Here is a 25,055-nt window from a genome sequence, read left to right as displayed (position 1 = left end):
TCTTTGCTCCTAAGGCATTAACTGGCCGCCATTGACCTCGATGATCTGGCCTGTGATGTAGCCCGCCATGGCGTTCGAGGCGAGAAACAGGAACGCCCCGACACATTCATCCGGGCGGCCCACGCGGCCCATCGGTACTGTTGCGCTTTGCGCGGCAAGCACATCGGGCGGTGTATAGCGGTCATGAAACGGCGTCTGGATAAGACCCGGCGAAACGGCGTTCACGCGAATGCCGTCCGCCACAAATTCCTTTGCCTGTCCGCGTGTCAGGCTGCTGACAAAGGATTTCGCCGCCGCATACAGCACAGCGCCACCCCCGCCGCCATTGCGCGCGGCAATCGATGTCGTATTGACGACAAAACCGTTTTCCGACTCTTTGAGGTAGGGATACGCCGCCACCGTGGCTTCCCAGACCGATTTGCCGTTCAGGGCAAAGACACGGTCAAGATGCTCGGGCTCTACCTCGGTCGTCGGCACACGCCCAAGCATGCCGCCAGCATTGTTGATCAGGCCATCCAGTCCACCAAGTATGCGGGCGGCTTCCCTGACCACTTTCGTCGGTGTACCGGTGTCACTCATATCGCCCTGAACAGGAAAGACATGCTCGGGAAACTCTGCCTGAAGGGCGAGTGCTGCTTCACGACTTTCATTGTAATGAAGGGCAACCTTGGCACCCTGTGCGGCAAACCCCCGGACAATCTCGGCTCCGATCCCGGTTGAGCCCCCGGTTACCAAAACACGCCGCGACATCAGGTCTGGAATCCTGATTGCCTGAATATCACTCATCGTATTCCTCCGGCTTAATTGTCTGACTTATGCCCAGATTACTTGTTGCACCGATCCGTGTGGTGTGGTTTTTCATGAACTGAAATCATCCACAAAGTGAATAGAGATCAACTTGGCTCGAATCGACCGCGCAGAGTTTGCTGATCTACGCCTGTTTCTGGCGATTGTCCGCCGCCAGAGCTTCAAGGCTGCGGCCATTGAATTCGGACTTTCGCCGTCAGCAGCAAGTCACGCGATCCGCCGTCTGGAAAGCCGCCTTGGCGTAAAGCTGATCAATCGAACGACGCGCGCAATTATGGCAACCGAGCTGGGCCAGGACCTTGCCAACAAGCTTGCCGAGGGCTTTGACAAGCTTGATGAAGCGCTCCAGACGCTTGATGCCCCCGGTGCCGCCAGCTTTGGCGAGGTCCGCATCAACGCCTTTTCCGATGCCGCACACCTTCTGATCGCCCCCGCACTGCCGGAATTTGCCGAAACCTTTCCCGACGTCAACCTCGGCATCGTTGTTGAAAACCGACCGATTGATATTGTCGCAGAAGGATATGATGCCGGCATCCGGTATGGGCATCTGGTCCCGGAAGACATGGTTGCCGTCGCACTCAGCGGACCCCAGCGCTGGGTGGTGGCAGGCGCACCAAACTACCTTGCACGGCACGGAAAACCCGACACCCCCGAAGATCTGGGCAATCACACATGCCTGCAACTTCTTCTGGGCGACAATTCGCGTTTTCCCTGGGAACTTGGCACCGGCCCGGATCAGAAAAGCTACCGCGTGCCGGGCCATATCACCATTCAGGACACGGCAACGACGATTTCCGCCGCCAAGGCCGGGCTTGGACTGGCCTATCTGCTGGAATCGCGCATTGCCGAAGAGCTTGCCAACGGACAGCTGGAAATCGTGCTGGAAGACTACGCATCAACTGATGATCCCTTCCATATGTATTACAGCAGCCGCCACAACAATCATCCGGGCTTGCGCGGCCTGATCAACATCATCCGCAAACAGAACGGCCTGTCGCGCATATGATCACAGGTCACGTCAGCGGCATTGAAGGCATGAATGACGATGGACTAGCGCCGATAGACCATCTGACGGTAATTCAGCGCCTCGGCGATGTGGCCACGCTTGACCGCACCACTGCCCGAAAGATCGGCAATCGTGCGCGCCACCCGCAATATCCGGTGATATCCGCGGGCTGACAGCTTCATCTGACGGGCCGCATCCTGCAGCAAGCCGCGACTATCCGCATCAAGCCCGGCAGCATTTTGCAGGGTTTCACCATCGGCTTCGGCGTTGGTGGAGATGTTTTCGTTTTTATATCGCAACATTTGCAGTTCGCGCGCCAGAAACACCCGTTCACGCACCGCCTGACTGGTTTCACCCTTGGCCGGTAAATCAAGGTCTTCGGGTTTGACGGCGGGCACTTCGATCTGGATATCAAACCGGTCCAGAAGCGGCCCTGAAAGCCGTGCCTGATATTCCTCGCCACAACGCGGGGCACGGGTACAGGCCAGCTCGTTATCACCAAGATAGCCGCACCGGCACGGGTTCATCGCCGCCACCAGCTGCACACGTGCCGGATAGGTCACATGCGCATTGGCGCGCGCAACCGATACCTGTCCGGTTTCAAGCGGCTGGCGCAGGGCATCAAGCACATTGCGCTGAAATTCCGGCAATTCATCCAAAAACAGCACCCCGTTGTGGGCCAGCGAAATCTCGCCCGGCTTGACCCGATGGCCACCACCGACAAGGGCCGGCATAGAGGCAGAGTGATGGGGCTGGCGGAACGGGCGGGTGCGGATCAGGCCACCTTCAGGCAACATTCCGGATACGGAATGGATGACCGTGGTTTCAAGTGCCTGTCTGGCATCAAGGTCGGGCAGAATGCCGGGCAAACGGGCGGCCAGCATTGATTTTCCCGATCCCGGCGGCCCCGACATCAACAGGTTATGCCCCCCGGCTGCTGCGATCTCAAGCGCGCGTTTGGCACTTTCCTGACCCTTGATATCGCGCAGGTCGCCATGGAAATCATTGAACGCGTCTGCGTCACGCCGGATCGGACGGGGCAGAATTTGCGTGCCTTTGAAATGATTTATCAGGGCGACAAGGCTGGGTGCGGCAAGGATTTCAAGGTCCCCGGCCCAAAGCGCCTCGGCCCCATTGGCCTCCGGGCAAATGATGCCGCATTCCTGCATCCCGGCTTCCATGGCAGCGGGCAAGACACCGCCAACCTTGGTGATACTGCCATCAAGCCCCAATTCACCCAGCACCAGAAACCGTTCGATATCGTCATGGCCGATAACATCCATCTCGGCCAGAATGCCCAGCGCAATCGGCAGATCGAAATGCGATCCTTCCTTAAGCAAATCGGCCGGGGCCAGATTAATCGTGATGCGTTTGGGCGGCAGGGCCAACCCCATGGCCGAAAGGGCGGATCGAACGCGTTCGCGGGCCTCTGACACTGCTTTGTCGGGCAGGCCAACAACGCTAAAGGCCGGAAGCCCACTTGCCATTTGCACCTGCACATCAACAGGGATCGTTTCAATCCCGGCAAAGGCAACTGTGGTAACCCGCGCTGTCAATTCGCCTGCCCCCATAACCCCAAGTTGCACCACTTTGACGGGAAATGGGGGTCAAGGCAACATATCGTTCAGCGACGGTGGTTTGGCACCCTAGGCGTTGTCATCTTCAGTATTGATCATCCAGGGCGTGCCAAACTTGTCATTCACCAGGCCGAAGCCCTTTGACCAGAATGTTTCTGCAAACGGCATTATCACCGTACCGCCAACAGCAAGCCCGTCAAAATACGCGCGCGCCTGGTCGGCCGTGGCCGCATGGATGGAGATATTCATCCCCTTCATCGGTTCGAAATTCGGGGCCGGACTGTCTGATGCCATGATGGTCCAGCCATCTCCCGAAAGGCAGGCATGGGCCATTTTGTCGGCCATATCGGGCATTTCCGCGGCCATTGGCGTATCGCCATAGGGAACCGTTATCAGTTCACCGCCCAGAACGGATTGATAAAACGCCATCGCCGGGCGGCAATTGCCATCAAAATTCAAATAGCTGATTATTCTCATCGGGGCTTCCTTTTTAAGATTGCGTTGGTGGGCACGGCTTATGGTTCAAGCCCGAACTGGGCCTGGCCATTGTCGATATCAAACGGCACAGAGAAATGTTCATGCGCGATGCGCCATTGGCCGTCGCGCTTTTCAAGGTGATAGCTTGACCGCATCCAGCTGGCCTGTTCGGTGCCATCCTGATCACACATCCCGCAGCGGATCAGGAAACGCGCAACACCAAGATGGCCTGAGACGCGAATGGTTGGATTCTGCATCTCGACAATCATTTCGGCGTCCTTGGGCAGGCATTTTTCCCAATGGGCACGGTAATCTTCGCCACCGACGACTTGCAGGGGGCCAACCGCGTCATAAGAGCAGATATCGGGATGATAAAGGGCCATGATCGCATCGATATCCTTGTTGCGATTGGCCGTCGCCCAGCGATCAAACAGATCAAGAATCGCCTGGCGATCTCTGGCTTGTTTTTCTGACATCAAACATATCCTGGCTGTGGTGGTGCGAGGGGGATTTGGTCTTTGCAGCGCGACCCGACCGGGGCGGGGCCGGTCAGCCGTTTGCCACCGCTTGGTCAAGCGCGGCAATATCGATTTTTTGCATGGTCATCATTGCGGTTGCTGCGCGTGCGGCGATGGCCGGGTTCGGATCGGTCATCAATTCAATCAGGCGGGTCGGGGTGATTTGCCAAAACACGCCAAACCGGTCCCTGACCCAGCCGCAATCACGCGGCTCGCCGCCTTCCGAAAGGCAATCCCAGTAATAATCGACCTCTGCCTGATCCTTGCAATCGACGACAAAGGATACGGCTTCGGTAAATTCAAAATCCGACGGAAAGTTAAAGGCGGTAAATTGCCGACCAAAAAGCTCAAAACGAATGGTTAGAACGCTACCTTCCGGGCCGGGGCCGGCGGAACTTGCACGCATGATGTCGCCGATTTTGGCATCGGCAAAAACCGAGACATAAAAATTCACGGCTTCTTCTGCGGTCTGGTTAAACCACAAAAAGGGGCTGATCTTCTGCATGTGGCGTCCTCCTTGCCGGGCAGAACGGTGGTGCGCTTCGGTGACGATCAAACGGCGCATTTATCAGCAAATTATGATTTTCCCGTTTGACAAATACGTTGATATCAACATAATTTATTCATGTCAAAAAAAGATTTCAACCATAGCGATCAGACCGTGCCATTTGCTGATACCATAATGGTTCGGGACTCCTGCCTTTGCCTGCATGTCCGGCGCGCTGCCCGCACCATCGCCAGACGGTTTGATGACGCTTTTCGTCCCCTTGATCTGACCAGCGGACAATATTCACTTTTGATGTCGCTAAACCGGCCATACCCGCCGCACATGAAAGATGTCGCTGATCTTCTGGCGATGGATCGCACCACATTGACCGCCAATCTCAAACCGCTTGAACGCCGGGGTTTGGTTGAAATCGCCCCCGATCCCAAGGACAAGCGCGGGCGTCTCCTGACCCTGACCAGGGATGGCATGGCGCTTTTGGCGCGCGCCTTTCCGATCTGGCAGGAAACCCAGCAACAGCTGGAAAATCAGGTCGCCGATGAAGACCCGAAACAGCTTCTGGCGGCGTTAATCAACCTGTCCCATGATCCCGATGACTAGGTCTGGCGTTGGTGCAACGCGATCATGTTATCCGGTCTTTAACCTGAATTTTCGAAAAGCCGCCCCGTGCAGAAAAGCCGTGCCTTCATCAACCGCGCCAAGGCGTCGTAAAACGCCAAGATTGGTGCGGGTCGGCGCCAGCAAAAAGGTCACAGAATCGATGCGGTTATCGGTGCGCGCAAATTCAAGCGCCTTGCGCGTGATCGCCATGCCAAGGCCAAAGCATTCAGGGCGCAGCACCAATCCATAGTCCCAGTCATCGCCTTCCTTTTGGAACCCGCCCCAGCCGACATATTCGCGATCATGGAAAATGGCCCAGTGCCCCAAACCATCCCGCTGCCAATAGGCCTTCTTGGCCGCAAGAAACCGGTCAACTTCGTTCTGGTCCCAACGGTCACCAAGCAACGGCATATGTTCTGCCAGACGCGGGTTGGACATATGGGCAATCAGGGTTGCAGGCGCGATATCATCAAGCGCACCAAATGCAATCAAATCGCTTCGGGTTGTCATCGGAACCAGTCCCCAAAAGAACAGCCGCGCAGCAAAAAGGGCGCAAAAACCATCCGTTTATTGCGCCCTTTGGTCATGGTTTTGTCAATCACTGCGCCCAATGGCACCCATCACATTTGCGACAGTGGCCTAGTCCGGGGATCCGCCATCCGTTTCACGCGGCGGCAGGAATTCCTTGCGGCACGGCACCGCTTCCTCGTTCACTACGGTCCAGCCGAAATTGCGGAACTTGCCAAAGCTGGCCTTTTTCATGGTGATGCCACTGGCCGCGTGTTTGCGCACTTCCTTGGGGTCTTCGCCCTCAATCCGTTCGGCGCGGACCCAGGCACGTTCGCGCATGGCTTTGGTAATGGTCGGTTCGGTCATTTGTTTTGCAGTTCCGTTCGCGGTTCAGGCGCCAGGATGGGGCGTTAAGGTGGGGCGATAGCACGTCTGGCGGCGTTTGTCGCACCCAATCAATGCAGATGGTTACTCAGTGTACGACACGCAAACGTTCCATATCCGCAATGATGTCATCAATCAGGTTTTGAACATCCGCAGCCGGAAGGCCGCTTTCGATCATGCCGCGCAGGCCGGTGATGCTGGTTTGCAGCTTAACTGCCGCGCGATGCGGATCGACATCGGGTGCAATTTCGCCAGCGTGCCGGGCGTCTTCAAACGCCCCGGCAAACAGATTGGCCATGCCGGTCAGTTGCTGTGCCGCCAGTTCCTTAAGATCGGAGTCGTCATTGGCGAGTTCAAGGGCAGTCTTGAACACCATGCAGGCATTCGAGGGCATCTTGTTTTCGCTCTGGTGCGTGATGCTGCGCACATAGCCGATCAGACCGGTAAGCGGTGAGTCGGACTGCGCCATATGGCTCCGGAATTCTTCGGCGACACCATGGGCATAATATGTCAGCGCCTCGGAAAACAGCGCTTTCTTGCTGCCAAACGCGGCATAGATGCTGCCCGGCTTAAGCGACAGGGCCGCTTCGATATCCTTGAGCGAGGTCGCATGAAACCCCTTGCGCCAGAACAGGTTGCGCGCATTTGCCAGGGCATCTTCGCGATCAAATGAGCTTGGTCTCGCCACAATATTTCCTTGTTTATTGAGCAGTCACTCAAAAATAACTTGCCTTTGTAAAATCGTCAAGGTAGCGTCGGCCCATCGTTATTGAGCAATCACTCAATAATTCTGGAGATTACGCCATGTCCGACTTCAAAATTCACGACAAAGAGTCCGCCCCGGCCGATTCCAAGCCGCTTCTGCAAAACTCCCTGGATGCCTTTGGCATGATCCCGGGCCTGCACGGTGTCATGGCCGAAGCCCCGGCTGTGCTTGAAGGCTATCAGGTCCTGCACGGCCTGTTTCAGAAGACCAGCTTTGATGCCGATGAACTGACCGTTGTCTGGATGACGATTAATGTCGAGCATGGCTGCCACTATTGTGTTCCGGCCCATACCGCGATTGCGCATATGATGAAAATCGATGCTGACACCATCAATGCGCTGCGCGATGAAACCCCGTTGGCCTCCGAAAAGCTTGAAGCACTGCGTACCTTCACCCTTGCCATGACCCGTGGGCGCGGCAATGTCACACAGGATCAGCTCGATGCCTTCTATGCAGCGGGTTACGCCCAGCAGCAGGTGCTTGAGATCATCTTGGGTCTGGCCCAGAAAGTGATGTCAAATTACATCAACCACGTTGCCGAAACCCCGGTTGATGAACCGTTCCAGCGTTTTGCATGGGAAAAATCCGGCGCAAAGGCCGCCTGATTTCGTCTGCCTCAACCTGTTATCAACGCACATGATCGGCGTGGACAGTTTCCCCCATCCCCCTGCGCCATATCCTTGCGTTGTCCTGCACCGCCCGCCTTGTCCACGGGCGGTGCTTTTTTTTCTGACCTCAAACCCAACTGTTATCCCAACCGTTGGTGGTCAATCAGTCATCATCATGCGGCAGGTGAAAGGTCGTCTCGGTAAAGCATTCGCGTTCGGACATGATCGCCATCCAGTCGCGTACCCGCACCGGAATCTCGAACCGGCGATCCGGCCAGCGGAAATCAATGTAATAAAGCGCCACCAGCACCGACCAGGTGCCAAGATGGGGCGCCTCGGTGCGCAGGCTTGCCAGACCGTCAAGGATCGCCGCAATGCCAGAGGTGATGGCTTGCGCCTGTCGCTCCATTACGACTTCGGAACGATCACTGTCTTCGCGGTTTGAGTCGGCATAAAGCCGCCCGGTTGCCGCCATCATGCCATCGGCCAGTCCCTGCCATTTAAGGGCACTCAGGCGGCCCGGGCCGCTTTCGGGGATGACGCCCTCTGAAATGCCCCGGGATTTGGCAAGCTGATCCAGATAATCACAGATCACGGCGGATTCAAAAACCGCCATGCCGTCTTCAAGGATCAGGGTCGGGACCTTTGACAGCGGGTTATGGGCGCGCAGCGCTTCATCCGTCCACGGATCAATCAGGATTTCGCTGATCTGTTTTTCCAGACCAAGTTCACGCAGGATAACACGCACCTTGCGCGAAAAGGGTGAAGTTGGCGCGTAATAAAGCTGCATCATGATCCAAAGCCCCTTGCCATCAGCTGATATCCCTTGGGTCCATGAACACCGTCAAATGGGTAAATCCGGCGTCCAGCCGATCCCTTCAAGATGCCAGTTCGCATGCCAGTTGGTATCGTCACGTGACAGTGTAAGGTAATTTCGCGCCGCACAATAGGTACCTTTGCGTTCAGGCAGCGGTTTTAACTTTGTCGGCCGGTCCGGAAGCGGGTTGTCCCCGATCCACGCCAAAAGCCCCAAGGCCCGCGCAAAGGTCACCGGTGGTGCGGTGTGCGAGATACCCGATGCCACCAGCTGATGGATGGTTTTGCCCCGTGTTTCAAAGGTGCCGCGCGTTGCCACATGAATCTCGCCCGAAAGCAGCGTGATTTCGTGATCATGCTCATTGGCGACCTGTTCGATCAGCTCAAGAAACCGGCACCACTCGCGGCGGTGCCAGCGGCTTTGCCACTGATCACGCAGGTCATCCTCGTATTTCTGGGCCTTGGGCAAAAGATGCAGCATCATCTCGACCAGCGACAACCGCGGCCCGATCACCGGCACACTCGACATCAGCAAAATCCGGTTGCCATCCGGCACCGTTTCAAGCGCCTTGGGCACATCGCGCCAGCCATGTTCGCCCATGATGGCATCGGGTGTGCGCTCCGAGCGCAAATCCGGCGCGATGATCGTCACGCCGGGGAAATCAACCCGCCAGGCAAGGCTTTTGCCATCGCGGTCCATCACCATTTCGGGCAGTTCATCCGGCGCACAGCCAAGCTGCATCAGGCAAAAGGCCTCCCGTGCGCAGGCAAACATGCCCCTGGCGACTGCAGTGCCCTGAAACCATTTCTTGTGGCTGCCCCAGCCATCAAAAATGTCATGGTCATCCCACATCATCAGCGACGGCACCCGTGCAAGCATGTGGCTGATCTGGGGTTGACCATAAATCGCCAGATAATGATCCAGATAGAATTTCAGAACCGCATCGCGCATGACATCGGAAAAGCCGGTCGCCATCCGTTCGCGCCGCTTGGCCTTGTCCCACGCAATGATGTCAGGATGACAGTGCCAGACGCCATCGGCATAAATCTGATCACCGCCATGCAGCAACAGGGAAAAGGGTTGCTTGGCGTGTTCACGCCCAAGATCGGCCCAAAGTGCGTTTCGATCTTCAAGCGGCCGGTCCAGATCTCCGTCTTCCTGACCATTGCACGATACAAACCCGATGCGAAGATCATCCCCAAGATCCGTGCAAACCTCGTATGTTTCGTTTCCGAAACTATAATGCGCAGCCCGGCTTTTCGGCAGTTCAAAGTCAAACCGCCAATAGCTTCGGCCAAACAGGGTTGCCAGCTTGGTCGGGGCAATAACATCACGGCCATTTGCGCGCAGTTCGGGGATTTCAGCACCTTCGTGCGCCACCACAAGTGCGGCCAGTTTCACCGTCCTGGTGTCAGCGCCCCGGGCGAACAGAAACGGTCCGAAAAGATCCTGATCGCTGAGTGTTTTCGCCTCGGTACTCGTCATGCGCTTTCTAACCTGCCAAAATTGCCCTTAAATCATACGTTTGATCGCGGTTTTGGTTCCCTTTGGATCAGGACCTGATCATCCGGGTAGCGATCCGTGCCAACGATTAAAATCAATTGGGCCGGGAATTTCGAACAAAAAAGCATCCCGGACGAAACGCTTCCAAAGACCGGCAATTGATTAAATACCCGAATACGTTAGTCTTTTTTGGTCTTACAGTAATAACGCCACACACAGGAAAAGCCCCATGACAACACAGCGCCCCAAAGCCATTCCCACCGTTCAGGTCGATGATGACACCTTCCGGGTGACCGAATGGCATTTCCCCCCCGGATCGGAAACCGGCGATCACGTCCATGGCATGGATTATGTCGTGGTCCCGATGACCACGGGAACCCTGACCATTGTGAACGACGATGGCACAACGTTTCCGTCGGAAATGAAAGTCGGGCAGTCCTATTCCCGCAAGACCGGGGTTGCGCACAACGTGATTAACGAAAATGATTTCCCGATCACGTTTGTCGAGATCGAAGCCAAATAACAAGCCGTAACGGCCTACAAACAAAACGGGCAGGTGTTGATAACCTGCCCGTTTTCGTCTCAAAGCACTTTTAAAACCGTGACTTGGCGCAGACCTATCCCAGACGCTTGTCGATCGCATCCCAGATCAGGCCTTCAAGCTTGGAGCCGTCAAACCGGTTGATTTCCTGCAAGCCTGTCGGCGAGGTGACGTTGATTTCGGTCATGTAATCGCCAATCACGTCGATCCCGACAAAGATCAGATCGCGTTTCTTGAGCTCCGGGCCAATGCGATCGCAAATCTCGCGTTCACGCGGGGTCAGCATCGATTTTTCGGCCACACCGCCAACATGCATGTTTGACCGTGCTTCGCCCTCGGCCGGAACACGGTTGATCGCGCCGACCGGTTCGCCATCGACCAGAATGATGCGTTTGTCGCCCTTGCGCACATCGGGCAAATAGGCCTGCACCATCAGCGGTTCGCGCGACTGGGCGGCAAACAGTTCCAGCAGCGAGTTCAGGTTCTCGTCACCGGGTTTCAGGTGGAACACACCCGCCCCGCCATTGCCAAACAGCGGCTTGACGATGATGTCCTTGTATTCTTCGCGGAAATCCTTGATCCGCGCGCCGGACCGCGTGATCAGGGTCGGTGGCATCAGATCGGGAAATTCGGTGACAAAGATCTTTTCCGGCGCATTGCGAACATGGCCCGGATGGTTGACCACGAAAGTTTCCGGGTGGATCGCCTCAAGCAGATGGGTCGCCGTGATATAGTTCATGTCAAAGGGCGGGTCCTGACGCATCAGGATAACGTCAGTTTCGCGCGCCAGATCGATCACGCGCGGTGCCCCCAGATCATGATGGTTGCCATGCTCGTACCGCAGCGTCATCGGGCGGACTTCCGCCTTGATCCGGCCCCGGTCATAGAACATGTCATCGGGATGATAATGCAAAAGTTCATATCCGCGCGCCTGGGCTTCAAGGCCCATGACAAAGGTGGAATCCCCCTTGATGTCGATGCTTTCAATCGGGTCCATCTGGATGGCGACGATACGGCTCATTATAAAGCGTTCTCCTTTAGACCGTTGATCAAGCCGGTCATTACTCCGCAAATATGGCCCAAACCGGCCAAATAAGGTCATTTGCGGGCATGGCTTGACCCGGCTGGCCTTCCCGGCCAAATGATGCGATATGTATTTCGCGTAATAGATGGCTCGATTTTTATCATTCGCCATTCACCTTCTGCAATCGCCATGATTGCAATCAACGAATTGTTACGGCAACAAGGCATATGACCCGTTTGACCCAAGAACCCAAGACGCTTCGGAAATCCACCCTCTGGAAATCCTTTGGCAAGAAAAGCCGCGCCATTTTGGCCGCTGGCGCGCTTGCCACCGCCATCGGTCTTGGTGCCCTGACCAGTCTGACCCTGTTGCCGAGCCCGGCAACCGCCCAGTCAAACGACCAGATCAGCCCCGAAATGGTCAAAAAGATCGAAGACTATCTCGCCGGGATCACCACGCTGACAGCCGATTTCGTGCAGATTTCATCGGATGGCGGTGCGGCCGAAGGCAAACTGTTCATGGAACGCCCCGGCAAGATGCGGTTTGAATATAACCCGCCCGCACAGATCCTGCTGGTCGCGACCGGTCATGATTTCATCTATTATGACAAGGAAATCAACGCGCCGACCTATATCGACATTGATGAAACCCCGGCGGGCATCATTCTGGCTGAAAACATCTCGCTGACCGACAAGGTCCGGATTGTCGATTATCGCCGCACGGCCGAAACCATCCGCGTCACGCTGGTGCGCAAATCCGATCCGGGGGCGGGCAGCGTCACCCTGGTCTTTTCCGAAAAGCCGATGCAGCTGCGTCAATGGATCGTCACCGACCCGACCGGGATTGAAACCACAGTAACGCTGTTTAACACCAAAGAAGGCATGCAGCTTGACCCGGAACTGTTCAAATTTGAACGCGTCTGGCCACAGCGCGGCAGTTAGGCACAGAAATTTTTCCCGTCACTTTTTGACCGATGTTTCCCGGCCGTAAACGGCTGCCGGATCAAGAATATTTTCTGATTCAACTGCTTGGCATATGCGTGGAAATTATTGTGAACTCGTAATGAAATGACCAACGGTTTGGAATCATTTTAAACGATAAAAATTTGTGCCTGTTTCGGGCTTAAACCCATGGCAGCAGGCCGGATCGCTTCCTATATGTGAGTCTGTCACAAGGTTCCCCTAAACGACGGGAACCCCGTGTGAGGAAAAGGTCTCCCCTACCTTTCCTCACGCTCCAGATCATCGGAGCGCTGGCGTCCGGTTCTCCCCCCTGGCCGGACGCCTTTTTTTTGCCTGATGCCTGCGATAGATGTCGCATTCTTGGGAAATCTGCAAAGCCACCCCCTGATTTCACAGGCTGTTAATTTTAATTGCCTACTAAACTAATGCATGATTCCCTTGCAAGACACACTCGACACACGACAGGACAGGACCAACCCGATCAATGTTCAATGACTTTCTGAAATCCGTTGCGCAGTTTTCCGACCCGCGTTTTCGCAAAGTCGTCCTGATTGGCGTTGCCGGTGCGCTGGCCACCATTGTCGCTCTTTGGGTTCTGATCTGGTTCGGGCTGAATTCCATCACGTTCTTTACCGATGGCGGATGGCTTGAAACAGCCGTGGACTGGGTCCTTGGCATTGGTTTGACCCTGCTTGTGCTTTTGCTGTTTCCTGCGGCGACCGTTCTGATCTCAAGCCTTCTGCTTGATCAGATTGCCGATGCGGTTGAAGACAAGCATTATCCAACCCTGCCAGATACCCGCCCGCAGCCGATCATGGATGCGCTGATCAGCGGTCTTAAATTCGCGCTGACGGCCTTGGCCCTTAACATTCTGTTATTGCCGCTTCTTCTGGCCGGACCGCTTTATGTCATCGCCTTCTACATGATGAATGGCTATCTTTTATCGCGTGAATATTTTGAACTGGTTGCCGCACGCCGTTATGATGCGCGCACGGTTGAAGCCATTCGCAAAAGCCGCCAGAAAAAGCTCTGGATTGCCGGGGTCGGCCTGACCTTCCTGATGACCATTCCGGTGGTCAATCTGGTCGCGCCAATCATCGCCACCGCGTTCATGGTCCATTATTCTGTGCGTCTTGGAACCTATGTGCCTGAAACCGCCTGACATGTAACCGCAAGGACATATCACCTAGGGTCAGGACCTAGGCCCAACACCGAAACTGCAACCTTAAGGATCTGGTCATCCCATGTTTGGAAAGAAAAAAGCCAATAAAAAAGTCGACAGCAGTGCGACTTCGTCAGATACATCTCGGCTGGATGCATCAGACAGGCTTTCCGGGACCACGACCAAGGCCTCTGAGACTGCATCTGAAAAAACCGCCGCAACCGGCACGCCTGCAAAACCAGAAAAACGAACCGAGCCGCAGCTCTTCACCCAGCCGCGCACAAAGGATGAACCGCAAATGTCCAGTAAACCGCACTCCACCAACTTCCGCCCGGAAATTCCGAAGCGTCCGCTTGAAATCCCGACCCGCGGTAGTTCGGGCCGTCCGGCAAGCCAGGGCAGCAATGCCGAAGGCAAGAAGCTGACAGTTGGTCGCGACATTACGCTCAAAGGTGAAATCGGTTCCTGTGACGTTCTGGTCGTCGAAGGCGTTGTCGAAGCCCAGATCAAGGAATGCTCGCGCCTCGAAGTTTCCGATGGCGGCAGCTTCATCGGTTCCGCCCAGGTGGACGAAGCCGAAATCAGCGGCAAGTTCGAAGGCGAACTGACTGCCGGCCGTGTGGTTGTTATCAACTCGGCGGAAATCAACGGCAAAATCACCTATGGCGCGCTTCAGATCGAAGAAGGCGCGCGCATCAAGGGCGAACTCGACTATGTCGAAGGTTCCGATACCGGCATCAGTCGCTCTGGCAACAGCGGCGCGATCACCATCCCGCGCAAATCAGACGATTCCTGATCTTTGCTGCGCATGGTTGAACTGACCCAAAACACACCCCGATCGGACATCACCCGTCCTTTCGGGGTGATTTTGCTTTTGGCCGTGATGGCCATGGGGCTGGTTGCCTGTGGCGGGGCGTCCGTGCCGCCGGGTTCGACAAATGCCAGTTACGGGCAACTTGATGCGAAGGGCAATGTCACCACGACCCGACCTGAGACCCGCCAGAAACCGGAAAATTCCCGAACACGCAGAAGTGCAGCCATTCCGTTCAAACCGATCCCCAGCGCAACGCTCAAGGGACTTTCCGAACAGGAATTCGAAACCAAAATCGGTGTCCCGGAAATGGTCCGCGGCGAAGGTGAAATACGCGTCTGGCAGTACCGCTCGGATCAATGTTCCTTTGATGCCTTCTTCGCCCCCGAAACCGAAGGCGCACCGCGTGAACTGCGCCACATGCTGGCCCGCATGCGTCGGGGAAATCAGCCGATCTCGGTGCAGGACTGCCTTGATCAGGTGGTCAAAATGAATCTGGCGCGCGGCTAGGACCCTGATCAGGGCCGGCTTTGCCGGTTCCTGGAAAATGGCAGATGAAAAACTTTCTAAAAAATCCGCCCGAATAGGCGGTTGGCAGCATTCCTTGGTTTAATCTTTACCTTTTGGCGGCAATCTCGGAAAACGAGCCTCATAAATTTGCCATATCCGTTGGATTTATTACGTCCAAACGCGGTCCCACCGGACCGATCCCGAAACTTCAGACACGATACGCGACCTCATGAAAAAACACGCCCATCGTTTCGTCAGAAATTCGTTTGCCGCCGTATTTGGCGCCATTGCCTGCCTGCTTGCCCTTGGTCTGCCGACCGGTGATGCACAGGCACAAAACTCCCCGCAGTTGATTGACGTCTATGGCAAGTGGGAAGCCTATACCTATTCCGAAGACGGCCAGAAAGTCTGCTATATGGGCAGCCAGCCGACCTCGGCCAAAGGCGACTATACCCAACGCGGCAAAATCTATGTGATGGTCACCCATCGTCCGGCCCTGAAACTGCTCAATGAAGTCAGCTTCATTACCGGCTATACCTACAAATCGGGTAGCGATGTGGATCTTCGAATCGATTCCAAGAAATTCAAGCTGTTCACCCACGAGGATTCCGCCTGGGCCGTAAACAGCGAAGAAGACCGCAAGCTGGTCAGTTCGATGAAGGCAGGCTCGACCATGGTTGTGGTTGGCTATTCCTCGCGCGGGACCAAGACCACCGACACCTATTCTCTGTCGGGCTTTACCGCCGCCTATAACGCGATTTCAAAGGCTTGCAACACCAAGCCGGTCAACTGATCATATCGCTGATCAAACCGGCAGGTGGGGCGGTCACAGCCCGCTTTGCAACCGTGACTGCACTGCTGTGATAGCAGCAATGTGAAATTTATCGTTTCTAATTCGACCCGGCCCCGCTATATGCGGGGCCAAGCATTTTTGCATCATTTCTGGTATAGTCCCGCGGACGCCAGAAAGAGACGGTCCAAAAACCGTCCGGCAAACCCACAAAACACAAAAGAGAGAGCCCGGGATGACCGACGTCCTGACCGAAAACGCACCCCAGACCGATGCCCCTGCGACGCAGGATGGGCCATCGCTGTCCGACTTCGTTTCGCGCGCCGCCAATGGGCAGGCTGCCGACGGCCGTCGTGATCTTGTGGGCATCACCCGCGAAGAGCTGACCGAAATCATGGCCGGCATGGGTGAAAGCAAATTCCGCGTCAAACAGCTCTGGAACTGGATCTATAACCGCGGTGTCACTGACATCGAGGACATGACCAACATTTCCAAAAAGCTGCGTGATCGCCTTTCACAGGATTTCTATGTCGGTCGCCCGCTTCTGACAGCCGATCAGAAAAGCACCGATGACACCCATAAATGGCTGATGAAATTCCATGACGGCAACGAGGCCGAGACGGTCTATATCCCCGATCGCAACGAAGATCGCGGTGCTGTGTGCATTTCATCGCAGGTTGGCTGCACGCTGACCTGCAAGTTCTGCCACACCGGCACCCAGCTTCTGGTGCGCAACCTGACACCGGGTGAAATCATCAGCCAGTTCATGGTCGCACGTGACAGCTACGGCGAATGGCCGACCCCGGCCAATGGCATCCGCCGTCTGTCGAACATCGTCATGATGGGCATGGGCGAGCCGCTGTTTAACTATGAAAACGTCCGCGATGCCCTGCGCATTGCCATGGACGGCGAAGGTATTTCGATCTCGCGCCGCCGTATTACGCTGTCGACCTCTGGCGTGGTGCCGGAAATCGTGCGTTGTGGCGAGGATCTTGGTGTTGGTCTGGCGATTTCGCTGCATGCGCCTGATGATGATCTGCGCAACGAAATCATGCCGATCAACAAGAAATACCCGCTCAAGGAACTGATGGATGCCTGCCGGAACTATCCGGGCATGTCCAATGCGCGTCCGATCACCATGGAATATGTCATGCTCAAGGGCGTGAATGACAAACCCGAACATGCACGTGCCCTGGCCAAGCTGGTCAAAGGTGTTCACTGCAAGTTCAACCTGATCCCGTTCAACAAATGGCCGGGTTCGGATTACGAATGCACGCCGACCAACGATATCAAGAAGTTCGCGCAAGTCTTGCTTGATAACGGCTACGAAGCGCCGATCCGCTGGCCGCGCGGCCGCGATATTCTTGCCGCCTGTGGTCAGCTCAAATCCGAAAGCCAGCGTCAGCGCAAATCACGCGTTGGCAGCACCGGTGACGCAGGTGGTTGTGGCAAATCTGATGCCGGCAACGAAGGCATCGTCGCCGCCCAGTAAGTCTGGCACTAACGTCGACCCGATATTGATCAACACCGGATGGCCAAGCTGTCCGGTGTTTTTCTTTGCGCCACACTTGTTCTGAACGAGGATCTCGGCCCGATCAAAATCATCGCAGCGATTCTGGTCATGGCGGGTTTGCTAATCAATGTCTTTGGCGGAAAGCTAATGAAACATTTTTCACGCAAAAAACCGGCAGTATCATCAATGTAAGGTCATTTGATATGATCTATAATGATATATTCTATTCCCAGCGCAGTTCCGGCTTTTTGTCCGAACCCTTTTGCGGCGTGCTGATATTATCGATATTGATGTTCATGATAAGGATGCCACCAAGGCCGCCTTCGGTCATCTCCGACAACCTGCCGCCCACCCGGTCACGATCAAGTTCGGCAAGATAGGCATCGCGCGCTGCCTCATCGACAAAATCGATATTCACCGCATGGGTAAATCCCTGACCCATCCAGCTTCCCGGCAGCTTCGCCCCGCCACAAAAGGCCACCGTTCCCGGCACGGCAAGGGCGGCCTGTTCAAGTTGGCGGATCATGGTCTCGACCTCGGACGGGTCGGTGTGGTTTGGAATCTGCAAAAGGACGATATGACGGATCATGAACTGTCCCCCGTCTTGCCATTCGCATCCTGCCAGTCTGCCGGATTGATGGTGTTGGGCAACAGCACATATTTCTGGCCCTGCCGGTTCATATGCCCGGCATAAAGGGCCGCGTCCTCGCCCGGACCAAAGAAGATGTCCCCGCGCACGGGCCCGCGAATGGCCCCGCCGGTATCCTGGGCAATCATCAGGCGGCGGAATGTGCGGTCCGCATTCATCGGATCAAGGGTTTCAAGCCACACAGGCACGCCCATGGCGTGGAAACGCCGGTCCACCGCCAATGACCGTCCGGGTTCCAGCGGTACCCCCTGCGATCCCAGCGGACCGGCTTCGGGGTCAGTCGGATCAACGCGAAGCGGCTGGAAAAACACATAGGATGCGTTGGTATTCATCACCGTATCGGCTTCATCGGGATTGTCATGCAGCCATTTGCGGATCGATTGCAGCGAAACGGTTTCGCGCGTTAATACCCCCCGCGCGATCAGTTCGCGCCCAATGGCAAAATAGGGGTGCCCATTGGTCGCGGCATACCCCACCCGAAGCACGCTTTCATCGGGCAGTACCACCCGGCCAGACCCCTGAATTTGCAGGAAAAAGGCATCGACAGCATCATCGACCCAAACCAGTTCAAGATCACGGTCGGAAAGCGCGCCTTGCTCGATCGCGGCCCGGTCGTAATAGGGTTTCACGGAATCGCCCGATATGCGCCCGACCAGTTTCGTGCCTTTCAGATCTTCGCGAAAATCGCCCAGATCAATCGACACCATGTCTTCAGGCTTAAGATAAAGCGGCGTCTGATAGGCCCCGCCCCTGGTCAGCTGGCCCTGCAATTCCGGCTCGTAATACCCCGTAAACAGGCCCTCCGCCGTATCGTTATTACCGCTGAGATAGGGCCTGAAACCGCTTTCAAAGAAGGCGCGCGCGTCTTCCTTGCGAAGGTTTTCAACATCAAGCTCCACCGCGGTCTGACACAGGTCGCGCCACTGGCCGATGGTTCCCATGCGCGGGTCTGGGCCAACCCCACGGTCATCATCACGCCTGAGCATCGCCTTGCACGACCGGGCAAAGGCGCGGATGGACGGGCGCATATCATCGCGCTGCCAGCCATCCAGGTCGGCAAAGCTCGCCGGGCGCAGGGTCAGTTTGTCTTCAACCTCGGCCGGTGGTTCGATCTGTCCGGTGATTTGGGGCCAGAACATCCAGATCAATGCCGCCCCCGCACCCACCAGTACGGAAATCAGGGACAGGCTGCGCGATAAAACCAGTCGTCTTTTCAAGATGAAACTCGTCAATAAGCAAGGCAAACGACACCGTTTTTGCAACGGCTTTACGAAAACCCGATTTTGCCCCTGACATGCTTAACAAGCCGATAATTGCGCGCGCGTTACCATGCGGACATGAAAAAAGGCGACCCGGTTTATCGGATCGCCTTTGATATGTTCGGTCTTTGCGAAACCCGCGTTAATCGGCGGTTTCTTCTTCCGGGGTTTCGGTCGCCACAAGCTGCCAGTTCGGATCGCGGCTTTCGATATTGCGCGCGAATGTCCAAAGGTCTTCGGCCTCGACCACCTGATTGGGGTCGCCATCAACCACGTCGCCTTCGGCATTGCGGATGACCGAGACTTCCTCGGACACGAATTTCACCGTGACATAGGCGGTGCGGCCTTCAAGGCTGGCATCATGAATGGACGCGCTCTTGATACCCACCAGGGTGGTTTCCTCGTGCTCGCCCTTTTCGGCACGGGCATCGATGGCGGCGGCGAAATTCTTGTAAACCTCGGCCGAAAGCAACGGATTCAAGCCGTCCTTGTCGCCCTTGGCGAAGTATTCGACGATCATTTCGAACGCCATGCGCGCGCCATTCAGGAAATCCTGCTGGGTGAAATTCGGATCGTGTTTTTGAATCTCCTGCAGGGTCGCAAAAGTACCCGACGGAACATTTGCGTCGTCCTGATCGTTACCGGAATCCGGCAGACGATAAACATTATCGGTCTGGGGTGCCGCGTCTTTCTGGCCCTCATTGTCATGGGACTGACGGCCAAAGATGTCGGTCGGCCCCTGTTTTTCATTGCCGGTGCGCCGGCCCAATACGCCGCGCAGACGCAGCACAAGAAAAACAGCAATCAGAGCGAATAAGAATATATCGAAATACTGCAAGACCGGTCTCTTGATCCTAGTGGTTTCAAACAGGTTGCACTTATATCACAACCGTTGTCGAGAGATGGTATGAACTTAACCAAATGCAAGGGCAACCGGTGATCGCGACCACAGATGTGATCATCTTCACCCTTTGCCGCAGCAGACATCTGGGCATGCCTGGCAATCTGCCGCATTTTTGTCGCGTTGTCGTTTTAGCGTCCCGACCATCACCATAGACGACAAGTCTGCAGATTAATGAGAAATCACTGAAATCCAAGTTGTTTTCTGCAATAGTTTCCCCAAGACGTCAGCTTGGAGCGTAAATAAGATGTGATGGTGTCATATTTACGTTCGGCTGTGCCAGGACATCGCCAGTAAACGGAGAAAAAATGGGCTTTTACTTTCTCGCGATATTCGTCGCCATGCCGATCATCGAGATCGCGGTCTTTATTCAGGCCGGCGAACTGATCGGGCTGTGGCCGACCATTGGCGTGGTTGTTCTGACGGCCATCATCGGGACATCGCTGATGCGCGCCCAGGGTTTGCAAACCCTGGCCAAGGCACAAAGCCAGATGGATCAGGGCGAAATGCCCATCGGGGCAATGTTTGACGGTATCTGCATTCTGGTGGCTGGTGTCCTGTTGCTGACCCCGGGCTTTGTCACCGATACCTTCGGCTTCCTGTTGCTTGTCCCGCCGCTGCGCCAGCTGATCGGGGCCAAAGTGATCATGAAGCTGGTCCAGTCGGGCAATATCCGCACCAATTTCGGGGGTGGCGGCTTTGATGGCGGACCGCGTGGACCCGGTGGCCCACATGGTCCGGGCCGTGGCCCATCCGGCGGTGCAGGGCCAGGCGGTGCGGCAGGATCGCGGTCACGCGGATCGGGACCAATCATTGATGGCGATTTCGAAGATGTCAGCCCGCATGATCCCTCCCGTGATCCTTCCAACGACACCGGATCTGATGACACGTCGGAAACGCCGCGCAATTTGCCGCCCAAGGACGAAACACATAACGAGACGCGCTGAATTCACAGGAAAATCACAAAATCAGAAGGTTGGCCGAGATGTTCGGTCAACCTTCTTTGTTTTCGGCGCTCTTGTCGCTGATTACATCAGGCAAACCCGCAGAAATAAGGGCTTTGCGCGCCCTCTGATTGGCTTGCCCGTCTTTGTCAGACGTGCTAGGCCAACAAGTCCAATTCATCTGCCGCGATGAGGCGGCGTCAGTAACAAGCATTTCAGCAAGGTCTGATGACGAAGCTGAAAGCTTTTTTCTGATCAAGACCAAATGACCTGTAAGGGAGCTAGACTTTAATGGCCGACGAGAATACCACCGGTGCAGAAGGCGCTGCAGACCAACAGCAGCAGCCGGCAAACCCGATCACGATCCATACCCAGTACATCAAGGATCTGTCGTTCGAAAACCCGAACGCACCGGAAAGCGTTGCCCTGCAGCAGCAGCCGAAAATCAATATCGATGTTGATGTCGAGGCCCGCACCACTCAGGACCAGAAACTTCACGAAGTCACCATCAAGATCAATGTCAAAGCCGACGTTGGCGACAAGGTGGCCTTCATTGCCGAACTTCAGTATGGTTGTGTCGTGACGCTCAATGTGTCTGACGAACACCGCCTGCCGGTGCTGATGATCGAAGTCCCGCGCCTGCTGTTCCCGTATGTCCGCAAGATCGTCTCAGACCTGACCGCAGACGGTGGCTTCCCGCCGCTGATGATGCAGCAGATTGATTTTGCTGATCTTTTCCGCAAGAAATTCGCCAAAAAGATGGAAGGTCAGCCGGCTGGAAACGCCTGATTGACCCCACATCCCAGTTTTTGGTTCGATACCAAAACGGTATAAAAGAAAGGCCGCCAGTTTGGCGGCCTTTTTATTTTAAAATCGAAACGTTTTTTTGCGGGTGGCCCGCCAGGCACTCACGATCAGAAGGGCGTGCGATCAGAAGGGCCGTGCGATCACCATGAAGACGACAATAATCATCAGGATCGTCGGTACTTCATTGAAAATACGATAGAATTTCTGCGATTTCGTGTTGGCATCCGCCTCGAACGCGCGGCGATAACGCGCCATCATCATATGTGATGCGGTCAACAGAACCACACAAAGCAGTTTAACGTGGAACCAGCCTTCGGTCATGACACCGGCCGCATGGATCAGATAGCCGCCAAAAATCCACGTCGCGATCATTGCCGGGTTCATGATCGCACGCAGCAATCGGCGTTCCATCACCTTGAACTTCTCGCTGGCTTCTGATCCCGGTTCCACTTCACAGTGATAGACATAAAGCCTGGGCAAATACAGAAGACCCGCCATCCAGGCGATCATGCTGATGACATGCAGGGATTTGATAATGCTGTAGGTATCCATGTCTCTCTTCTCTGGATGTGGCGATCACAATCGGGCTGGTTTTCCGCGTTAGCGGCAGATTTTTGAAATTTTCCAGACCTTAACAGCAATCAGGCCGATTCAAAAACAGAACCGGCCCGATTGGCGTTATCACTGTGATCCAGACCCCTGGCCGGGATCTAGACCCCGGCGGGTTTGAGGGCGGGTTGCTTGGCCACGGCACAGGAATGTTCATCCGGGCACCACCAGCCACGCGTTTCGACCGTGTAGTCATCGGGGCCCTTGTCATCAAGCTCGTCCTGGGTTTGTTTTACAACCGAAACAAGTCCGTTGATGAATTTCGGATGGGAACAAACCGTGCGGACACGCTCATAGACCGGCACATGTTTTTCATGCGCCAGTTCGCCATATTCGATGTCGAGTTCGACCAGGGTTTCCGAATGCTCGGTCACAAAGGCAATCGGCACAACGACAATTGCCTTGTTTTGCGCACCAGCACGCTCGATCTCGTCCTCGGTCGATGGGCCGATCCATTCCATCGGGCCCACCCGGCTTTGATAGCAGACATTCCAGTCCAGCCCCTCGATCGCCATTTTCTCGACCACGGCGGCCGATGTTTTTTCGATCTGCGACTGATAGGGATCACCGCGCTTGGTAATCACCGCTTTTGGCACACCATGGGCCGAAAACAGGATGCGCGGCTTCTCGATGCCAAGCTCTTGGGTCTTGGCACATGCGCGTTCATAGCCCGCCTTGATCATCTCGGCCGAGGCCTCAATAAAGCCCGGATTGGTCGGATAGCAGCATGCGGTCTTGATCGGGGATGTCAGGCCAACCTTGGCACAGGCCCGTTTCCAGTCCTTGACCGAAGATCCGCTGGTGGTAGTCGAAAATTGCGGATAAAGCGGCAGCAAAATCTGTTCATCTGCCCCCCATGCCTTGACCGCGGCTGCGGTATCATCGGCAAACGGCTTCCAATAGCGCATGGCGATAAAACAACGGTTTTCATAACCGTCATCTTCGCCATTGAGCGCCGTTTGCAAGGCATCGGCCTGCTCCTGGGTCAGTTCCAGAAGCGGCGATTTGCCACCGATATGATCATAAATCTCGCGCGCAATCGGCGCACGGCGACGCGAAATCAGCTTGGCCAGCAAGAACCGGAACGGATTGGGCAGGCTGATGATCGCCGGATCGTTAAACAGGTTGAACAGAAACGGCTCAACGGCTGCCGGACTGTCCGGACCACCCAGATTGAAAAGAACAATGGCGCGTTTCTTGCGCGTCGTTTCGGACATTTGGCTATCCTTCATGGCACAGCGTGTTTCAACCGGTTCCCGACAAACCGGAATATATGTAAATCCGTCGCGCTCCGGGGCCTATTTTGGTCAAACAGGTCCCAAGCGCAACAAACTTAGCCCACTATACGCATTGAATTTTTCAATCGATTTGATTGATTTCAAAAATCACAAAATAAAATGCAGCAATTGCCGGCATTTATCCTTTGTAATCGCGGATGAAGTTCACCAGCTGGCCAACATGTTCCGGCGGCGTTTCCGGCGTGATGCCATGGCCAAGGTTGAAGATGAATGGCCCCTTGCCCAGCGTATCAAGGATGCGTTTGGTTTCATCAAACATCGGATCACCGCCAGTGATCAGCAACATCGGGTCAAGATTGCCCTGTACTGGCCCCAGTTTCTGAAGGTTTTCCGCCACCCAGTCCAGTTTCACCCCGCTATCAAGGCCAACCGCGGTTACACCGGTTTTCTGTTTGAAATCAACCAGATGCAATCCACACCCACGCGGGAAGCCAATAATCGGCAGATCCGGATGCACGGCGCGCAAGTTTGCAACGATCTGTTTGGTCGGCTCGATCACCCAGCGATTAAAGCCGGTCTCGGACAGAACACCGCCCCAAGTTTCAAACAGCTGAATGCATTCTGCGCCTGCCTCAACCTGTTTCAGAAGGTACTGCGTGGTTGCCTCGACCAGAATGTCGATCAGTTTGGCAAAACCATCGGGATCGCCATAGGCAAAGCGGCGGATATTCGGGAAGTCCTTGGATCCCTTGCCCTCGACCATATAGGTCGCAACGGTCCAGGGCGCACCGGCAAAGCCGATCAGTGCTGTGCTTGACGGGATGGCGTGTGAAAGCTTTGAAACCGTCTCGTAGATCGGGCCAAGCGTGTCATGAATGCCTTCAACCGAAAGCTTGCCAAGGCCTGAAGCATCTCTGATGGCCTCAAGCTGTGGGCCTTCACCCTGCTTGAATGCCAAATGCTGACCCAGTGCCTGCGGTATAACGAGGATATCGGAGAACAATATCGCCGCATCGAAGTCATAGCGCCGAAGGGGCTGGAGCGTAACTTCGCAAGCAAGATCAGGATTATAGCAAAGATCAAGAAAAGAGCCTGCTTCTGCGCGGGTGGCGCGGTATTCTGGCAAATAGCGACCTGCCTGACGCATCAGCCAGATCGGCGGTACAGGCAAGGTTTCACCGGCAAGGGCACGCAAGAAGGTCTTCTGGGTGTTGGGCATCTGGTTTCCTGTTTCTCTGTCCCGATCGCTTTTTTTAA

General features: G+C 55.5%; 30 protein-coding genes. 13 read left to right on the top strand and 17 right to left on the bottom strand.

The window, feature by feature from the left end; genetic code table 11:
* Positions 1-9 precede the first annotated feature (9 nt).
* The gene (locus tag AUQ43_RS15540; RefSeq protein WP_062957100.1) at positions 10-786 is read right to left on the bottom strand and encodes an SDR family NAD(P)-dependent oxidoreductase; all 777 of its coding nucleotides are present in this window, start codon (positions 784-786) and stop codon (positions 10-12) included.
* Positions 787-898: 112 nt separating this feature from the next.
* Between AUQ43_RS15540 and AUQ43_RS15535 the strand changes: the two genes are divergently transcribed.
* On the top strand, positions 899-1,813 hold the full coding sequence (locus AUQ43_RS15535; RefSeq protein ID WP_062957099.1) for a LysR family transcriptional regulator: 915 nt from the start codon (positions 899-901) through the stop codon (positions 1,811-1,813).
* 44 nt (positions 1,814-1,857) lie between these two features.
* Here AUQ43_RS15535 and AUQ43_RS15530 read toward each other — a convergent pair whose 3' ends face one another.
* The 4 genes from AUQ43_RS15530 to AUQ43_RS15515 form a co-directional block, all read right to left on the bottom strand.
* Entirely contained in the window at positions 1,858-3,369 is a 1,512-nt protein-coding gene (locus tag AUQ43_RS15530; protein WP_062957361.1) for a YifB family Mg chelatase-like AAA ATPase, read from the bottom strand.
* A gap of 90 nt (positions 3,370-3,459) precedes the next feature.
* Entirely contained in the window at positions 3,460-3,867 is a 408-nt protein-coding gene (locus tag AUQ43_RS15525) for a VOC family protein (protein ID WP_062957098.1), read from the bottom strand.
* 38 nt (positions 3,868-3,905) lie between these two features.
* Positions 3,906-4,343, bottom strand: coding sequence for an SgcJ/EcaC family oxidoreductase (locus AUQ43_RS15520; RefSeq protein ID WP_062957097.1), 438 nt, complete (start codon positions 4,341-4,343; stop codon positions 3,906-3,908).
* Positions 4,344-4,416: 73 nt separating this feature from the next.
* On the bottom strand, positions 4,417-4,890 hold the full coding sequence (locus tag AUQ43_RS15515; RefSeq protein ID WP_062957360.1) for a VOC family protein: 474 nt from the start codon (positions 4,888-4,890) through the stop codon (positions 4,417-4,419).
* A 120-nt stretch (positions 4,891-5,010) separates the two neighbouring features.
* Between AUQ43_RS15515 and AUQ43_RS15510 the strand changes: the two genes are divergently transcribed.
* The gene (locus tag AUQ43_RS15510) at positions 5,011-5,490 is read left to right on the top strand and encodes a MarR family winged helix-turn-helix transcriptional regulator (protein WP_062957096.1); all 480 of its coding nucleotides are present in this window, start codon (positions 5,011-5,013) and stop codon (positions 5,488-5,490) included.
* Positions 5,491-5,517: 27 nt separating this feature from the next.
* On the opposite strand, the gene AUQ43_RS15505 is transcribed toward AUQ43_RS15510, so the two are convergent.
* The 3 genes from AUQ43_RS15505 to AUQ43_RS15495 form a co-directional block, all read right to left on the bottom strand.
* Positions 5,518-6,000 (bottom strand): GNAT family N-acetyltransferase, encoded by a 483-nt coding sequence (locus AUQ43_RS15505; protein WP_062957095.1) that lies wholly within the window; start codon positions 5,998-6,000, stop codon positions 5,518-5,520.
* A 129-nt stretch (positions 6,001-6,129) separates the two neighbouring features.
* Complete coding sequence (locus AUQ43_RS15500) at positions 6,130-6,366, bottom strand: hypothetical protein (protein ID WP_062957094.1); 237 nt, start codon at positions 6,364-6,366, stop codon at positions 6,130-6,132.
* Between the two features lie 106 nt (positions 6,367-6,472).
* A complete protein-coding gene (locus tag AUQ43_RS15495) occupies positions 6,473-7,072 on the bottom strand; it encodes a TetR/AcrR family transcriptional regulator (RefSeq protein ID WP_062957093.1) in 600 nt (199 codons plus the stop codon).
* A gap of 116 nt (positions 7,073-7,188) precedes the next feature.
* Between AUQ43_RS15495 and AUQ43_RS15490 the strand changes: the two genes are divergently transcribed.
* Positions 7,189-7,755: a carboxymuconolactone decarboxylase family protein gene (locus tag AUQ43_RS15490; protein ID WP_062957092.1), complete on the top strand. Its 567-nt coding sequence runs from the start codon at positions 7,189-7,191 to the stop codon at positions 7,753-7,755.
* A 166-nt stretch (positions 7,756-7,921) separates the two neighbouring features.
* On the opposite strand, the gene AUQ43_RS15485 is transcribed toward AUQ43_RS15490, so the two are convergent.
* Entirely contained in the window at positions 7,922-8,551 is a 630-nt protein-coding gene (locus AUQ43_RS15485; protein WP_062957091.1) for a glutathione S-transferase N-terminal domain-containing protein, read from the bottom strand.
* 51 nt (positions 8,552-8,602) lie between these two features.
* Positions 8,603-10,060 carry an alkaline phosphatase D family protein gene (locus AUQ43_RS15480; RefSeq protein WP_062957090.1) on the bottom strand — a complete coding sequence of 486 codons (1,458 nt, stop codon included), beginning with the start codon at positions 10,058-10,060 and terminating at the stop codon, positions 8,603-8,605.
* Positions 10,061-10,307: 247 nt separating this feature from the next.
* Here AUQ43_RS15480 and AUQ43_RS15475 point away from each other — a divergent pair, with 247 nt between their 5' ends.
* Positions 10,308-10,601: a cupin domain-containing protein gene (locus AUQ43_RS15475; RefSeq protein ID WP_062957089.1), complete on the top strand. Its 294-nt coding sequence runs from the start codon at positions 10,308-10,310 to the stop codon at positions 10,599-10,601.
* A gap of 94 nt (positions 10,602-10,695) precedes the next feature.
* On the opposite strand, the gene gshB is transcribed toward AUQ43_RS15475, so the two are convergent.
* Positions 10,696-11,640 carry a glutathione synthase gene (gene gshB / locus AUQ43_RS15470; RefSeq protein ID WP_062957088.1) on the bottom strand — a complete coding sequence of 315 codons (945 nt, stop codon included), beginning with the start codon at positions 11,638-11,640 and terminating at the stop codon, positions 10,696-10,698.
* A 230-nt stretch (positions 11,641-11,870) separates the two neighbouring features.
* Between gshB and AUQ43_RS15465 the strand changes: the two genes are divergently transcribed.
* The 7 genes from AUQ43_RS15465 (at position 11,871) to AUQ43_RS20350 (ending at position 17,583) form a co-directional block, all read left to right on the top strand.
* Positions 11,871-12,584 (top strand): outer membrane lipoprotein carrier protein LolA, encoded by a 714-nt coding sequence (locus AUQ43_RS15465; protein WP_062957087.1) that lies wholly within the window; start codon positions 11,871-11,873, stop codon positions 12,582-12,584.
* Positions 12,585-13,089: 505 nt separating this feature from the next.
* The gene (locus AUQ43_RS15460; RefSeq protein WP_062957086.1) at positions 13,090-13,767 is read left to right on the top strand and encodes an EI24 domain-containing protein; all 678 of its coding nucleotides are present in this window, start codon (positions 13,090-13,092) and stop codon (positions 13,765-13,767) included.
* 82 nt (positions 13,768-13,849) lie between these two features.
* Complete coding sequence (locus AUQ43_RS15455) at positions 13,850-14,563, top strand: polymer-forming cytoskeletal protein (RefSeq protein WP_062957085.1); 714 nt, start codon at positions 13,850-13,852, stop codon at positions 14,561-14,563.
* A 12-nt stretch (positions 14,564-14,575) separates the two neighbouring features.
* Entirely contained in the window at positions 14,576-15,088 is a 513-nt protein-coding gene (locus tag AUQ43_RS15450) for a hypothetical protein (RefSeq protein WP_062957084.1), read from the top strand.
* Between the two features lie 229 nt (positions 15,089-15,317).
* On the top strand, positions 15,318-15,881 hold the full coding sequence (locus AUQ43_RS15445; RefSeq protein WP_062957083.1) for an invasion associated locus B family protein: 564 nt from the start codon (positions 15,318-15,320) through the stop codon (positions 15,879-15,881).
* 232 nt (positions 15,882-16,113) lie between these two features.
* Entirely contained in the window at positions 16,114-17,370 is a 1,257-nt protein-coding gene (gene rlmN / locus AUQ43_RS15440) for a 23S rRNA (adenine(2503)-C(2))-methyltransferase RlmN (RefSeq protein WP_062957082.1), read from the top strand.
* A 39-nt stretch (positions 17,371-17,409) separates the two neighbouring features.
* A complete protein-coding gene (locus tag AUQ43_RS20350) occupies positions 17,410-17,583 on the top strand; it encodes a hypothetical protein (protein ID WP_157088469.1) in 174 nt (57 codons plus the stop codon).
* Positions 17,584-17,614: 31 nt separating this feature from the next.
* On the opposite strand, the gene AUQ43_RS15435 is transcribed toward AUQ43_RS20350, so the two are convergent.
* The 3 genes from AUQ43_RS15435 to AUQ43_RS15425 form a co-directional block, all read right to left on the bottom strand.
* Positions 17,615-17,980 carry a Dabb family protein gene (locus AUQ43_RS15435; RefSeq protein ID WP_062957081.1) on the bottom strand — a complete coding sequence of 122 codons (366 nt, stop codon included), beginning with the start codon at positions 17,978-17,980 and terminating at the stop codon, positions 17,615-17,617.
* Positions 17,977-19,257: a murein transglycosylase A gene (locus AUQ43_RS15430; protein ID WP_062957080.1), complete on the bottom strand. Its 1,281-nt coding sequence runs from the start codon at positions 19,255-19,257 to the stop codon at positions 17,977-17,979. Before AUQ43_RS15430 ends, AUQ43_RS15435 begins: the two co-directional genes overlap by 4 nt.
* Positions 19,258-19,441: 184 nt before the next feature.
* Positions 19,442-20,137, bottom strand: coding sequence for a Tim44/TimA family putative adaptor protein (locus AUQ43_RS15425; RefSeq protein ID WP_062957079.1), 696 nt, complete (start codon positions 20,135-20,137; stop codon positions 19,442-19,444).
* Positions 20,138-20,508: 371 nt separating this feature from the next.
* On the opposite strand from AUQ43_RS15425, the gene AUQ43_RS15420 reads away from it, so the two are divergent.
* Both AUQ43_RS15420 and secB read left to right on the top strand, forming a co-directional pair.
* Positions 20,509-21,147: an FxsA family protein gene (locus AUQ43_RS15420; RefSeq protein ID WP_062957078.1), complete on the top strand. Its 639-nt coding sequence runs from the start codon at positions 20,509-20,511 to the stop codon at positions 21,145-21,147.
* 288 nt (positions 21,148-21,435) lie between these two features.
* The gene (gene secB / locus AUQ43_RS15415) at positions 21,436-21,933 is read left to right on the top strand and encodes a protein-export chaperone SecB (RefSeq protein WP_062957077.1); all 498 of its coding nucleotides are present in this window, start codon (positions 21,436-21,438) and stop codon (positions 21,931-21,933) included.
* Between the two features lie 141 nt (positions 21,934-22,074).
* Here the strand turns inward: secB and hemJ are convergent, their stop codons facing one another.
* From hemJ to hemE, 3 genes are all read right to left on the bottom strand, one after another.
* Positions 22,075-22,503, bottom strand: coding sequence for a protoporphyrinogen oxidase HemJ (hemJ, locus tag AUQ43_RS15410; protein ID WP_062957076.1), 429 nt, complete (start codon positions 22,501-22,503; stop codon positions 22,075-22,077).
* Positions 22,504-22,661: 158 nt separating this feature from the next.
* Positions 22,662-23,777: a ferrochelatase gene (gene hemH, locus AUQ43_RS15405; RefSeq protein WP_062957359.1), complete on the bottom strand. Its 1,116-nt coding sequence runs from the start codon at positions 23,775-23,777 to the stop codon at positions 22,662-22,664.
* Positions 23,778-23,976: 199 nt separating this feature from the next.
* Positions 23,977-25,017, bottom strand: a complete 1,041-nt coding sequence (hemE, locus tag AUQ43_RS15400; protein ID WP_062957075.1) for a uroporphyrinogen decarboxylase — start codon at positions 25,015-25,017, stop codon at positions 23,977-23,979.
* Positions 25,018-25,055: the final 38 nt, after the last annotated feature.

The organism is Thalassospira sp. MCCC 1A01148 (assembly GCF_001613795.1).
GTDB lineage: Bacteria > Pseudomonadota > Alphaproteobacteria > Rhodospirillales > Thalassospiraceae > Thalassospira.
The sequence above is the reverse complement of the archived record's forward strand: the minus strand, read 5'-3'. Positions and strand labels throughout refer to the sequence as shown.

Bases quoted from the DNA above. Each gene is read 5' to 3' on its own strand.
- AUQ43_RS15540 (WP_062957100.1), bottom strand. From the start codon at position 786: ATGAGTGATATTCAGGCAATCAGGATTCCAGACCTGATGTCGCGGCGT.
- AUQ43_RS15525 (WP_062957098.1), bottom strand. From the start codon at position 3,867: ATGAGAATAATCAGCTATTTGAATTTTGATGGCAATTGCCGCCCGGCG.
- AUQ43_RS15520 (WP_062957097.1), bottom strand. From the start codon at position 4,343: ATGTCAGAAAAACAAGCCAGAGATCGCCAGGCGATTCTTGATCTGTTT.
- AUQ43_RS15515 (WP_062957360.1), bottom strand. From the start codon at position 4,890: ATGCAGAAGATCAGCCCCTTTTTGTGGTTTAACCAGACCGCAGAAGAA.
- AUQ43_RS15510 (WP_062957096.1), top strand. From the start codon at position 5,011: ATGTCAAAAAAAGATTTCAACCATAGCGATCAGACCGTGCCATTTGCT.
- AUQ43_RS15505 (WP_062957095.1), bottom strand. From the start codon at position 6,000: ATGACAACCCGAAGCGATTTGATTGCATTTGGTGCGCTTGATGATATC.
- AUQ43_RS15500 (WP_062957094.1), bottom strand. From the start codon at position 6,366: ATGACCGAACCGACCATTACCAAAGCCATGCGCGAACGTGCCTGGGTC.
- AUQ43_RS15490 (WP_062957092.1), top strand. From the start codon at position 7,189: ATGTCCGACTTCAAAATTCACGACAAAGAGTCCGCCCCGGCCGATTCC.
- AUQ43_RS15485 (WP_062957091.1), bottom strand. From the start codon at position 8,551: ATGATGCAGCTTTATTACGCGCCAACTTCACCCTTTTCGCGCAAGGTG.
- AUQ43_RS15480 (WP_062957090.1), bottom strand. From the start codon at position 10,060: ATGACGAGTACCGAGGCGAAAACACTCAGCGATCAGGATCTTTTCGGA.
- AUQ43_RS15475 (WP_062957089.1), top strand. From the start codon at position 10,308: ATGACAACACAGCGCCCCAAAGCCATTCCCACCGTTCAGGTCGATGAT.
- gshB (WP_062957088.1), bottom strand. From the start codon at position 11,640: ATGAGCCGTATCGTCGCCATCCAGATGGACCCGATTGAAAGCATCGAC.
- AUQ43_RS15465 (WP_062957087.1), top strand. From the start codon at position 11,871: ATGACCCGTTTGACCCAAGAACCCAAGACGCTTCGGAAATCCACCCTC.
- AUQ43_RS15460 (WP_062957086.1), top strand. From the start codon at position 13,090: ATGTTCAATGACTTTCTGAAATCCGTTGCGCAGTTTTCCGACCCGCGT.
- AUQ43_RS15455 (WP_062957085.1), top strand. From the start codon at position 13,850: ATGTTTGGAAAGAAAAAAGCCAATAAAAAAGTCGACAGCAGTGCGACT.
- AUQ43_RS15450 (WP_062957084.1), top strand. From the start codon at position 14,576: ATGGTTGAACTGACCCAAAACACACCCCGATCGGACATCACCCGTCCT.
- AUQ43_RS15445 (WP_062957083.1), top strand. From the start codon at position 15,318: ATGAAAAAACACGCCCATCGTTTCGTCAGAAATTCGTTTGCCGCCGTA.
- rlmN (WP_062957082.1), top strand. From the start codon at position 16,114: ATGACCGACGTCCTGACCGAAAACGCACCCCAGACCGATGCCCCTGCG.
- AUQ43_RS20350 (WP_157088469.1), top strand. From the start codon at position 17,410: ATGGCCAAGCTGTCCGGTGTTTTTCTTTGCGCCACACTTGTTCTGAAC.
- AUQ43_RS15435 (WP_062957081.1), bottom strand. From the start codon at position 17,980: ATGATCCGTCATATCGTCCTTTTGCAGATTCCAAACCACACCGACCCG.
- AUQ43_RS15420 (WP_062957078.1), top strand. From the start codon at position 20,509: ATGGGCTTTTACTTTCTCGCGATATTCGTCGCCATGCCGATCATCGAG.
- secB (WP_062957077.1), top strand. From the start codon at position 21,436: ATGGCCGACGAGAATACCACCGGTGCAGAAGGCGCTGCAGACCAACAG.
- hemJ (WP_062957076.1), bottom strand. From the start codon at position 22,503: ATGGATACCTACAGCATTATCAAATCCCTGCATGTCATCAGCATGATC.
- hemH (WP_062957359.1), bottom strand. From the start codon at position 23,777: ATGTCCGAAACGACGCGCAAGAAACGCGCCATTGTTCTTTTCAATCTG.
- hemE (WP_062957075.1), bottom strand. From the start codon at position 25,017: ATGCCCAACACCCAGAAGACCTTCTTGCGTGCCCTTGCCGGTGAAACC.